General features: G+C 46.9%; 12 protein-coding genes. 6 read left to right on the top strand and 6 right to left on the bottom strand.

The genetic code is table 11. The features are described 5' to 3' along the window. Window position 1 precedes the first annotated feature (1 nt). Window positions 2-2,266 carry an exo-beta-N-acetylmuramidase NamZ domain-containing protein gene (locus EIZ58_RS06570; protein WP_134699809.1) on the bottom strand — a complete coding sequence of 755 codons (2,265 nt, stop codon included), beginning with the start codon at window positions 2,264-2,266 and terminating at the stop codon, window positions 2-4. Window positions 2,267-2,408: 142 nt separating this feature from the next. Here EIZ58_RS06570 and EIZ58_RS06565 point away from each other — a divergent pair, with 142 nt between their 5' ends. Next, the gene (locus EIZ58_RS06565) at window positions 2,409-2,720 is read left to right on the top strand and encodes a hypothetical protein (RefSeq protein WP_134699807.1); all 312 of its coding nucleotides are present in this window, start codon (window positions 2,409-2,411) and stop codon (window positions 2,718-2,720) included. 66 nt (window positions 2,721-2,786) lie between these two features. Here EIZ58_RS06565 and EIZ58_RS06560 read toward each other — a convergent pair whose 3' ends face one another. The 4 genes from EIZ58_RS06560 to EIZ58_RS06545 are packed head-to-tail and all read right to left on the bottom strand — an operon-like array spanning window position 2,787 to window position 6,176. Then, window positions 2,787-3,047, bottom strand: a complete 261-nt coding sequence (locus tag EIZ58_RS06560) for a YciI family protein (RefSeq protein ID WP_134699805.1) — start codon at window positions 3,045-3,047, stop codon at window positions 2,787-2,789. 14 nt (window positions 3,048-3,061) lie between these two features. Next, window positions 3,062-4,225 (bottom strand): tryptophan synthase subunit beta, encoded by a 1,164-nt coding sequence (gene trpB / locus EIZ58_RS06555; protein ID WP_134699803.1) that lies wholly within the window; start codon window positions 4,223-4,225, stop codon window positions 3,062-3,064. Between the two features lie 29 nt (window positions 4,226-4,254). Next, on the bottom strand, window positions 4,255-4,431 hold the full coding sequence (locus EIZ58_RS06550) for a MoaD/ThiS family protein (protein ID WP_167577545.1): 177 nt from the start codon (window positions 4,429-4,431) through the stop codon (window positions 4,255-4,257). Window positions 4,432-4,472: 41 nt separating this feature from the next. Continuing rightward, window positions 4,473-6,176 (bottom strand): aldehyde ferredoxin oxidoreductase C-terminal domain-containing protein, encoded by a 1,704-nt coding sequence (locus tag EIZ58_RS06545; RefSeq protein ID WP_134699799.1) that lies wholly within the window; start codon window positions 6,174-6,176, stop codon window positions 4,473-4,475. A gap of 138 nt (window positions 6,177-6,314) precedes the next feature. Here EIZ58_RS06545 and EIZ58_RS06540 point away from each other — a divergent pair, with 138 nt between their 5' ends. From EIZ58_RS06540 to EIZ58_RS06520, 5 genes are all read left to right on the top strand, one after another. Further along, complete coding sequence (locus tag EIZ58_RS06540; protein ID WP_134699797.1) at window positions 6,315-6,557, top strand: spore coat associated protein CotJA; 243 nt, start codon at window positions 6,315-6,317, stop codon at window positions 6,555-6,557. Beyond that, window positions 6,554-6,835: a spore coat protein CotJB gene (locus EIZ58_RS06535; RefSeq protein WP_134699795.1), complete on the top strand. Its 282-nt coding sequence runs from the start codon at window positions 6,554-6,556 to the stop codon at window positions 6,833-6,835. Before EIZ58_RS06540 ends, EIZ58_RS06535 begins: the two co-directional genes overlap by 4 nt. A gap of 24 nt (window positions 6,836-6,859) precedes the next feature. Then, window positions 6,860-7,429 (top strand): manganese catalase family protein, encoded by a 570-nt coding sequence (locus EIZ58_RS06530; RefSeq protein WP_134699793.1) that lies wholly within the window; start codon window positions 6,860-6,862, stop codon window positions 7,427-7,429. A gap of 84 nt (window positions 7,430-7,513) precedes the next feature. Beyond that, the gene (locus tag EIZ58_RS06525) at window positions 7,514-8,497 is read left to right on the top strand and encodes a 1-aminocyclopropane-1-carboxylate deaminase/D-cysteine desulfhydrase (protein WP_134699791.1); all 984 of its coding nucleotides are present in this window, start codon (window positions 7,514-7,516) and stop codon (window positions 8,495-8,497) included. Between the two features lie 14 nt (window positions 8,498-8,511). Continuing rightward, window positions 8,512-9,396 carry a ketopantoate reductase family protein gene (locus EIZ58_RS06520; RefSeq protein ID WP_134699789.1) on the top strand — a complete coding sequence of 295 codons (885 nt, stop codon included), beginning with the start codon at window positions 8,512-8,514 and terminating at the stop codon, window positions 9,394-9,396. A 17-nt stretch (window positions 9,397-9,413) separates the two neighbouring features. Here EIZ58_RS06520 and EIZ58_RS06515 read toward each other — a convergent pair whose 3' ends face one another. Beyond that, window positions 9,414-10,631 (bottom strand): MDR family MFS transporter, encoded by a 1,218-nt coding sequence (locus EIZ58_RS06515; RefSeq protein WP_134699788.1) that lies wholly within the window; start codon window positions 10,629-10,631, stop codon window positions 9,414-9,416. Window positions 10,632-11,599 lie beyond the last annotated feature (968 nt).

The following is an 11,599-nucleotide window of genomic DNA, read 5'->3' as shown; positions in this document are numbered from 1 at the left end:
TTTACTTTAAAAACGCAAAACCAGAAACAGTAGAATCCATCGTCTTAAACGTAAACCCCTCTTGCTTCAGATGTTGAATAATCCCTGGTAAGGCTTTAACCGTATTAGCCTTCGCAGCCGTATCATGGGCGAGTACGACGATTTCCTTTTTTCCTTTCGCCCCATCCACTACCCGCTGAAGGGCACTCTCTGCCGTATAGCCAGTTGGAGATGCATCCCCGACACTTACATTCCAATCATAGTAGGTATACCCACGCTTAACGGACTCTTTTACAAGATCATGCATAATCCACTGATCTTTTCCGTATAGCTTAGGGTCTTGGGCAGGCTTGCTCACGCCATTATTGCTTCCCCCTGGAAAACGGAACACAGTCGGCTTCACACCCGTTGCTCGTTGGATTTCCTTATTTCCTGCTTCTAAGTCTTTGAAGAAGGCTTCAACGTTTCGGTAGATCTTATTATAGTCATGAGAGAACGTATGCCCAGCAATGACATGCCCTTCTGCCACCGCACGCTTTAGTACCTGTTCATTCCCTTTGATATTTTTACCGATCACAAAGAAGGTTGCTTTTACTTGATGCTCCTTTAAGATATCTAACACCTGACTGGTTAACGTGGATGGGCCATCATCCAAGGTTAAATAAGCTACCTTTCCAGCTACAGGCAACGCCTGCTTCGGGACCGGCTTGGGCTGCGGTGAAGGCTTCGGAACAGGAAGTTTAACTTGAATCTCTAGCCCTTCCTTTGTGATCACCACGGTATGGGCTATGGTTTGTTGCGTACTTTTTTCAATCCAAGTAATAAAGTTAGCTGGTAGATAGGATACCCCGTTCCGAGTGAAAGGGTCAATGGTTGGCGGCATCAAGACATCATTGACCCACACCGGCATAGGAGATACCGTTGTGTCCAAGACAATCCTCTTACCCGGCTTTTCAGCATATATCTTGCGATCTGCAGGCTCATAACTTACGGTATATCCTAATTCGGTTAGTACCATCCGAAGAGGAATAAAGCTCTTATTGTTATGGACAATTCCACCCTCTAATACCACTTTTTTTACTGGCTCAAGTTCAGGACTAGCTTCATAGATTAAGTATTTTTCTCTTTCCTCTTTAAATCTCTTCAAGTCTTCTGCATAGTTTAGTTCGATTTGCTCTGGAGACAATCCTTGCTTTAAGTACTGGCCGATCTTGTTCGTTCCCATAATCTTGTCAAACATGACCACCGTTTTTCCGCTAACTGGAACCTCAAAGCGGTTCAACTGCTGGGCATAGGCTAAGGCATAAATCCCTGTTTTTGCAGGATTAAAGGTATAGGGGTCCGTAATATCCAAGCGAACTCCACCTAACTCCCCTTGCATTTCCGGGATAAAACGAACACCAGGAAGTGCCGCTTGGCTGAGCAACTGTGCATACTTTTGGGAATCGATCCCTTTCCCGCCAATCCATTTAAATTTGTCTCGCTGTACAATTCCGGTTCCTTCGCCTAGTCCTGTCGCCATATATCCCATGACCGAAGATAGGTCTGGAATGTTAGGAGAAGTCGGTACCCAAGGAAGTCCCGTATCTTTAAACAACAGGTTGCGCGTGTAGCCTTCCATAGGGACAACGGTCAATTGCGCTCCAATATTTCGGTTAAAGAACTGAGCCACTTCACCAATCGTCATGCCATGGGCCATTGGAAGCAGATCTACCCCAACAAAGGATTTATAAGGTTCCTCTAGCATAGGTCCATCCACGATCTCTCCCCCAAGCGGGTTCGGGCGATCCAAGACAACAATCGGAATACCTTGCTTCTGAGCCGCAATCATACAGTAGTTCAGCGTAGAAATATACGTGTAGCTTCTAGCGCCGATGTCCTGGATGTCAAAAAGAAGAACGTCTATACCTTCAAGCATCTCAGGAGTTGGCATGCGCGTTTTACCGTAGAGGCTGAATACGGGAATCTGTAAACGCGGCTCCATATAAGATTCCACATACTCACCCGCTTTGGCAATTCCGTCAATCCCATGTTCGGGGGAATATAAGGCGGTTAGCTTAGCGTTTGGGTACTCATATAATAAATCAATCGTCCTTTTCCCTTCGCTGTTGACTCCCGTTTGATTAGTAATAAGACCTAAATTCTTTCCATCGATTAAGTGGGCGTGTTTTTCAAGAAGCAAATCATTCCCTAGCCGCAGCTTTACTTCGGTCTCAGCAAAAGCATTCATCTGAAAGCTAACCAGCAGAAGTATGATCACAAACAACCCACGTAGAGATTTCCCCATCTTTTCCCCTCTTTCAATTCGTTTCTACTCTATTAGACGTCATAACTGAATCGATAGTTTCTCTTTTTTTACCAAAATAAAAGCTTCTTTCCAAAGAAAAGCTAAGACTGGGTGGCAACTAAACTGAGAAAAGAGGTGCTATATGAAGAAAATAGCTTCAATCTTCTCTGTTTTTGTGTTAAGTGCTGCAATGACGGCATGCGGAACCGCTGGAGTCAACAATCTAGACAGTCCCGGTTATGATCGCCATGTCTATGATGTGAACTACAACGATGTAGACGATGTATATGAAGGCGGGGGTAACCGAACGATCTATACCAATCGCGCTGGAACCATTACCAATAACCGAGGTCATCACGGTTATGGAAATCCCCTGATTGTTCATGATCGTGACAACTACCTAGGACTAGATGAACGAGATGTTGACCAAAGGACCCGTACCTTAGCTCGCTAGCCACCCTAAAAAAGGAAAAGGCTGTCCCGCCTACTGCAGAGGGACAGCCTTTTTTACCTAGACAGCTTATTGACTCATCTTCCATTCCCGAAGATCCAATCGTCGAGCACCCAGAAGAACGTACGGATCGTTTTCTGCTACTTCTTTTGCTTCCTCGAATGATTCAGCGACATAGATGACCATACCGCCAGACCCATCGGCAAAAGGTCCTTTTGCAAATACTTTCCCTTGCTTTCCCAACTCCTCAAGATACTCTAGGTGCTGCGGACGATATTGTTGGTTCTTTTCTTCATCTAGCATGTTTAGGATTGCTGCAAAATGTGCCATATCAGAACTCCTTTTTATTTTTTTAGCATATTAAATACTTGTTCTACGTCTTTATCTCCACGCCCGGAGATATTGATAATAAGTATCTGCTCTTTTGGCAAGGTTGGGGCTAACTTTATAGCATAGGCCACGGCATGGGCACTTTCTAAAGCCGGGATAATCCCTTCAGTTTTGGATAAGACCTGAAAGGCCTCTAACACTTCCTCATTGCTCACCGTATAGTACTCAGCACGCCCAGATTCCTTTAGATAACTGTGCTCTGGTCCAATCCCAGGATAGTCTAGACCTGCCGCGATGGAATACGTTGGCTTAGGATTCCCTTCTTCATCTAGTAGCACGAGGCACTTGAACCCGTGAATGACCGCTGGAACACCCTCGGTTAAGGTAGCAGCTTGATCCGGCTCAACCCCGATAATCCGTACGCTAGGCTCATCGATATAATGCGCAAAAGCGCCTATAGCGTTACTTCCCCCACCTACCGATGCAATCACAGCATTTGGCAGGCAGCCTTCTTTTTCCAGTATCTGTCTCTTAGACTCTTCACTGATGACAGACTGAAAGTGCTTGACCATGGTCGGGAACGGATGAGGCCCCACTGCCGAGCCTAAAAGATAAAACGTATTCTTATAGTTTTGAACTAAATCATTTAACGCCTCATCTACGGCATCCTTCAATCGGCCCTGTCCCTTCTCCACGGCGACCACTTTGGCCCCAAGAAGTTCCATGCGGAAAACATTAAGGGCTTGTCTGCGTGTATCTTCTGCTCCCATGTAGACCACGGAATCCATCCCAAACATCGCACACACGGTAGCAGTGGCTACCCCATGCTGTCCCGCCCCTGTTTCAGCGATCACTCGCTTGGCTCCCATGCGCTTGGCAAGTAGAATTTGCCCTAGTACGTTGTTAATCTTATGGGATCCGGTGTGATTTAGGTCTTCCCGCTTTAAATAGATTTTGGCGCCGCCTAGCTTATCGGTCAAATGTTTGGCATAGGTGAGAGGGTTTTCTCTTCCAACATACTCGCGCAAATAATAGCGAAACTCTTCAATAAACTCTGGGTCATCCTTAAACTTATAGAATTGCTCAGCCAGGTACTCTAATACCTCCTGTAGCGCTGGCGGAACAAAGCTTCCTCCAAACTGCCCAAAATAACCTTTTTGATCTTGTACTGAACTCATCTTATTACCCCCTCATCCCTATTTAACATTTACCCACCAAGGATGGGGATAAGCAACTGAACGTTATCCCCATCCTTCAGTTCATAGTATTCCTCGACAATGATCCCATTTACCACAACCAAGGAGTCAGAGTTCCATGTCAACCCTAAGGATTCTACAAAATCTTGAATCGTCTTCGGTTCAGTTAGCTCATATGCTCCTGTCAAATTGGTCCTGTCAAAAATGAACGAGGTAACCTGAACGGTGATCAATCGCCTTCCACGCCAATCTGAACCAATTCTTCTTCCGGAACATCAAAGGTGGTCCCACTCGCAGGATTTTGATCAAGATAAAAATGCTCAGGCAATCGGTCTTGGGCTTTGGTGAAGCCTGCAGAACGATTAAATCCGTGCTCCTTTTGAAGCGTTTGTTTGGCTAAGCCCACAATGTCCTCCGCCGTCGTTGGAACACCGGTATAACCTGTAACCAAATCAGCAAGGGTTTCAAATCTTCCAGCTACGGCAGATGCACCAAAATAACATAATCCAAGCACATCGTAGATGGTGTTGACGACCTGAGCCCCTTTTGAAGCTTGGACTTGTCCCTCAGCCTTATGGTGATTCACTTGCGCGCGGATGGTTTGGCCAGCGGTGTGATCCGCTCCTTGCGGGGAAGTCGCATAAGTGACTCCTAGGCCCTTAATCGCTCTTGGGTCATAAGCAGGCATGGCTTGACCTTTTACGGTTGGGACCTTGCGGATGCCATATAGCTTCCCAACCTGCTCAGCTCCTCCTCCAATGATGCGTCCTAGTGGAGTTCCTTTACCGACTTCCTCCAAGACGTTCTTAGCACCTTGCTTATCCCCAAAGGCAAGAACCCCTGCCTCCATCAACACGCCAATGGCAGCCCCCGTTTCAATGGTATCCACCGCATACTCATTGCACAGGCGATTGAGTTCAACGATTGCATCCATATCGTCAATCCCCAAATTAGAGCCCAGCAACCCAATATTCTCGTACTCAATAGGCGATGTGACCATTTTCCCTTGCGGGTCAACATAGATGTTCGAGCAGCGGATCGCGCAACCTGGCATACAGGCATGAGTAGGTGTACCTTCTCCCCCACGTTCCAGGATAATTTCTCGCAGCTTCTCTCCGCTGATGTTTTCGTGGCCTTCGAAGCTTCCCGTTGAGAAGTTCCTCGTGGGTAAGGCGCCCAGAGCATTCGTCGATTTCACCAAAGCGGCTGTCCCCAGCTCAGGAAATACCTTACTTGTTGCGGGTGCTTCCCGCAACCACTCCGTATACGTCCGAAGGGCTTGTTTGAACTTTTCTGGATCCTTAGGCTTGTTTCTTGCGACACCGCTATCATCAAAAACTACCGCTTTAATCCCTTTAGATCCAGCTACAGCACCTAGGCCCCCTCGTCCGTAAAAGCGCGTAGGATTCTTGTCCTTATCCCCATTGGCAATGGCCGCCGTAAGCATCTTCATCTCGCCGGAAACACCAATCAGATAGTAGCCAACCTTATTGCCATACTTTTCATAGATCTTCTCTGCAGCCTCGCTCATTGGTTTTCCCAGCAATTCTTCGGCAGAGTCAAAACGAACGCCATCCTTATTAATATAAATCACTTGGAAGTCATCTCGAATTCCTTCAAAAATAATCGCGCGAAGCCCTAGTCTACCCATTTGCAAACCAGCGGTTCCCCCCGCATTACTTTCTTTAATCCCCCCAGTAAGTGGGCTCTTTGCTCCCATGGAGCTTCTTTCCGCACTTGAAGCCAAGGAACCAGTAAGCACTCCATTTGAAATAACTAGCTTGTTATTGGGGCCTAGGGGATGACAAGTACCTGGAACCTCATCATGGACAATTTTTGAGGTCAATGCTCTGCCGCCAAGCAGCAAATCCTTTTCCTCAAGTGATTCATATCGAAAAGAAAGCTCCTCCATATTTATTCGTAATATATCCATTGTTTACATCACCTCTCCTAATATCTATCTTCCTATCATACAACAACATTCAAAATAATTTAACTATCTCTTGATAGTTCTAAACAAGTTGTCCTGAATAATAGGATGGATACTAATGAAGCACAAGGAGGATTGCCGATGTATACAACAAGAAAGAAGTGGTTCCCTTATAGCAGTCCCTTTGACCCTTGCCCACCACAAAAAGTAAAAACCTATGAAACACCACCCCAACTTTATTTGGGTTTTCAACCGTATAATCTTCCTCAATTCCAGCCTTACGAAGCACTTAAGCTCGGTACGCTATGGCCGGCCCTCTATGCCCCATACACCAATCCTTACAAGGAAGGAAAAGTAGGCAAACGGGAGGAGGATCCATCATGAGCGAAAACAAAAAGCTGACGGAAGACCAGAAAAAGCAGTACTATGAGCTTCTTTATGAAATCCAGGCGGTTGATTTTGTCCTGGTAGAGCTTAATCTCTATTTGGATACGCATCCCCAAGATCATAAAGCCATCAATCAATACAATGAATTCGCTCAAAAAAGCATGGCATTAAAAAATAAGTTTCAATCGATGTTTGGACCGCTCTATCATTTTGGCAACAGCTATTCAACCTATCCTTGGACATGGGACTCAGCCCCTTGGCCTTGGCAAGTATAATCGGAAAAAGGAGGGTGCTTTTTCATGTGGATCTACGAAAAAAAGCTGCAGTATCCTGTACGAGTCAGTAAATGTGATCCTCGGATGGCCAAATTTTTAATTGAACAATATGGCGGTGCGGACGGAGAGCTCGCCGCCGCCTTACGCTACTTAAATCAAAGATATACGGTACCAGATAAGGTGATTGGACTACTTAATGATATCGGAACGGAAGAGCTCGCCCATCTCGAGATGATTGCAACTATGGTCTACAAGCTAACCAAGGATGCCACGCCGGATCAGCTGAAGGCGGCAGGACTAGGGGACCATTACGCCAACCACGATAAAGCCCTTTTCTATCATAATGCAGCAGGGGTCCCCTGGACGGCCACTTACATACAAGCTAAAGGTGATCCGATAGCCGATTTGTACGAAGATATTGCCGCAGAAGAAAAAGCCCGGGCCACCTACCAATGGCTGATTGACATGACCGATGATGTGGATCTGATCGATGGACTGACTTTCTTACGTGAGCGCGAGATTGTTCATTCTCAACGATTCCGTGAAGCCGTTGAGATCATTAAAGCCGATCAGCAGCAAAAGAAAATCTTCTAAATTATTGATTCGCCTTGCCTATCGCAAGGCGTTTTTTTGCGCGCTGTGATATGATGAAATAAAGAAAAAAAAGGATGTGGTTCCATGAAACGGATTCCATTAGCCCAAAAGCCTACACCTTTACAGCCTCTCCCCCGTTTGAGTGAACAGCTCAACATTAACCTTTGGATCAAGCGGGATGATCTAACTGGGGACATGGTCACTGGGGGAAATAAAATTCGCAAACTGGAATACATTTTTGCTGATGCACAAGCGAAAGGAGCGGACACGATTCTCACCACAGGTGGGCCGCAGTCCAATCACGCCAAGACAACCGCGGCCATCGCTAAGAAACTCGGGTTTGACCCTGTTCTTTTGCTAGCTGGGAAGCCTCCTGAAAAACCAACTGCCAATCTATTAATTAATGAATTAATTGGGGCTAGGATTAAATTCTTTTTTCCTCGTCACCCCAGAGAAATGGACGAGGCTCTAGAAAAGCTAGCGGAAGAGCTTCAGCAAGAAGGTCGCAAGCCTTATATCATTCCGGTTGGCGGCTCGAACGGGATTGGCAGTCTAGGATATTTAGATGCCTATCTAGAGATGGAACAGCAACGAATAGAAAGAGAACTTCAATTTGATTGGGAATTCGTCACCGCTGGTTCAGGTGGTACATTTGCGGGGATCCATCTTGGTCATCAAGCAGTTCAAGCCTCTTCTCACCTGGTAGGCATCAGTCCTTGGCTCTCTACAGCTGACATTAAGCAACGCATTATTGAATGCATGGAACAAGCCCTGCCGTTATTGGGACCATCCCTTTCAACGGTTCAAGCCCCGCTCCCTGAACAACTCGATGTTTCAGACGCCTATATAGGGAAAGGGTACGGAAAACCTACCGAGGCCGGGATGAACGCCCTCAAGTTGATGGCTTCAGAGGAAAGTATTCTACTCGATCACGTCTATACGGCAAAAGCGTTTTCCGGGCTAATTGACATGGTTGAAAACGGTCAAATTACGCCAGGCAGCAATGTGTTATTCTGGCATACAGGCGGAGCACCTGGACTATTCGCTTTAGAAGGAGACAGAAGATAAATCAGGAGGTATATATGAAGATTCTTGTTGTAGGAAGAGGAGCCGTGGGAGGATATTTTGGCGGAAGGTTGCAGGACGCAGGTTGTGATGTGACCTTTCTTGTTAGAAAACACACCCCTACCCTATCGATTCAAAGTGTCCATGGAGATCTTGAGCTACCCATTCAAACTCTCGTTAAAGGAGAAGCTGCTGCACCGTTTGATTTGGTTATCCTCTCGACGAAGGCATACCATTTAGATCAAGCGATAGAAGATCTCCGACCGTATGTAAGCGAAAAAACCATGATATTGCCTTTACTGAATGGGGTGCACCACATCTCTAGACTTAAGGAAGCATTCCCTCATGTACTAGGAGGGGCTTGCTTTATCGAGTCTACCGTTAATCTTGATGGGCAGATCGTACAAACCAGTCAGAGACATGACATCGTCTTAGGAGAGCTTGATGGTACGCTATCAGAACGTGTCCGCTCCGTTTACGAGGTTTTTAGTCAAGCACCCTTTAAAACCACCCTTTCCGAGGATATTCAAACTACGATGTGGAACAAGTATATCTTTATTACCGGACTTAGCGGCATCACGACCTTAATGGACTCTGCTATGGGACCTATTCTTGAAAGCCCCTACGGAGAAGAGCTCGCTTCTCAGCTTTTTCATGAGCTCCAGCTCGTGGCTGAGGCCGAAGGGTACAGTGTTTTTCCTGCTGAAAAAAATATAGGCATCGCTCGGGCCATGGGCTATAAAATGAAAGCCTCGATGTTAAGAGATATGGAAAAGAAGCTACCGATTGAAGCGGATCATCTTCAGGGTCAATTCCTTAAATTAGCGGAAAAGCATCAGCTCTCGGTTCCTCTGCTTAAGGTGATCTATAACCGATTGAAGGTATATCAAATGAACGTTTAACGTAAAAAAGGCGACCGCTAGGTCGCCACTTGCCTGTTTGTGGGGGTTGGTACTGGTTTGAGGAAGCGATGATAGCAAGCAAAACAAAGTAGAGCAATACCAAACAACCCTATCATGCAGTAAAACAAAATGGAAGGTCCATAAACATCGTACAAGGTCCCTCCAATGAAAGGTCCTAGCATTCTTCCCGCCGTTGAAGCTCCATTCACTATCCCCTGAAAGATCCCACTCTTTCCTGCAGGAGCAAGCTCCGATGCGATGGATGGGACAGCAGGCCAGATCAGAATTTCTCCAAGTGTCATGATAATCATAGCGACTAGAAATCCGGCATACACGTTCGCTTGAGTAAGAACAGAGAGCGAAACAGCAAAAATCAACACACCCACAACCAACTGTTGTCGCAAGGAAGGGAGCAGGATCGTTGTAACATAACCGCTAATGGGCTGAATCAAAATAATAAGTAAGCCATTAATGGTCCATAACAGACTATAGGATGAAAGTGATAAGCCAAGCTGATTCATATAAGTTGGAATACTCGTGGACCACTGTACATAGCCAATCCAACAAACCATAAAGCCAAAGCAAAGAAAGAATAATGCACCTCTGGCTTGCAGTATACCTCCCTCTGTTAAGCTGTCTTCATTTGACCCTGTCACTTGCTTCTTGTCTCTCGACGTTTTGACATTCGGTAATGTCAACCAAATGAGCACTAGGAAAAAAACATAGGTTGTACCATTCACCCAAAATACATACTGGAACGAAGATTGAGCAACGATCCCTCCTAATGCTGAACCAACCGCCACTCCCAAGTTCTGCGTAATATACATTAAGTTGAAGCTTCTCCTGCCACCTTCAGGCCATAGCCCCCCTGCCAAGGCATACATTACCGGAAAAATCATGCCAAGAGTAAAGCCCAGGAGAATCATCATGGTAATATAAAAATACCAATCCTGATAGAAGGCCAAAGATAGCACGATACAAGTAGAAGCAGCACTACTCATCATCATCGTGATCTTCCCGCCAATTCGATCATGTAAGTATCCGCCTAATAGACTGCCGAAAATTCCAGCTCCTGCATGAAGCATTAAAATAAAGCCTGCCTGAGACATTGATCGCCCTAAAACTTGAGTAATATAAAGGGTATTGAGCGGCCAAAGAAAGGACATTCCCGCTACATTAACCATCATCCCTAAGGCCAATACCCACAACTTACGAGGATAGTTCATCCACCCCATATGGTTAGCTCCTTGATTTAAATTCGTCACGTCTCCTATTAAACCACAGAATGACCATACCCCTTCTTTTTTGGTCAATTCACAATTAAAAAAGAAAAGGGTCGGCCTACAGGCGGGATCAGTTTAGAGGGGCAAGATAACTCGGGTAGGGTCTAGCTTTTTTCTCAAACGGCACATTTGGTGCCCCAATTCGGGCTTTGGGAGGCTTCAAGGGCATCAATCGGCGGCTTTGGTGCCCTGATCCGGGCCTCGGGAGGCTTCAAGGGCATCAATCGGCGGCTTTGGTGCCCTGATCCGGGCCTCGGGAGGCTGCGAGGGCATCAATCGGCGGTTTTGGTGCCCTAGTTTGGGGTTCGGCGGGCTTATAGGGCATCAAACAGAGGCTTTGGTGCCCTGATTCGGGTTTCGGCTGGCTTGCAGGGCATCAAACAGGGGCTTTGGTGCCCTGATTTGGGCTTCGGCTGGCTTGCAGGGCATCAAACAGGGGCTTTGGTGCCCTGATTCGGGCTTCGACTGGCTTGCAGGGCATCAAACAGGGGTTTTGGTGCCCTGATTTGGGCATCGGCTGGCTTGCAGGGCATCAAACAGGGGTTTTGGTGCCCTGATTTGGGCTTCGGCTGGCTTTCAGGGCATCAAACAGGGGTTTGGATGCCCTGATTTGGGCTTCGGCTGGCTTTCAGGGCATCAAATAGGGGCTTTGGTGCCATGATCAGGGCCTCGGGAGGCTGCAAGGGCTTCAATCGGGGGTTTTGGTGCCCTGATCCGGGCTTCGGGAGGCTCAGAGGGCATCAATCAGGGGCTTTGGTGCCCTGATCCGGGCCTCGGGAGGCTGCAAGGGCTTCAATCGGGGGTTTTGGTGCCCTGATCCGGGCTTCGGGAGGCTCAGAGGGCATCAATCAGGGGCTTTGGTGCCCTGATCCGGGCCTCGGGAGGCTGCAAGGGCTTCAATCGGGGGTTTTGGTGCCCTG

The sequence above is a fragment of the Ammoniphilus sp. YIM 78166 genome, from assembly GCF_004522215.1.
Lineage (GTDB): Bacteria > Bacillota > Bacilli > Aneurinibacillales > RAOX-1 > YIM-78166.
Note: the sequence above shows the minus strand (reverse complement) of the source record. Positions and strands in the feature narration are given on the sequence as shown.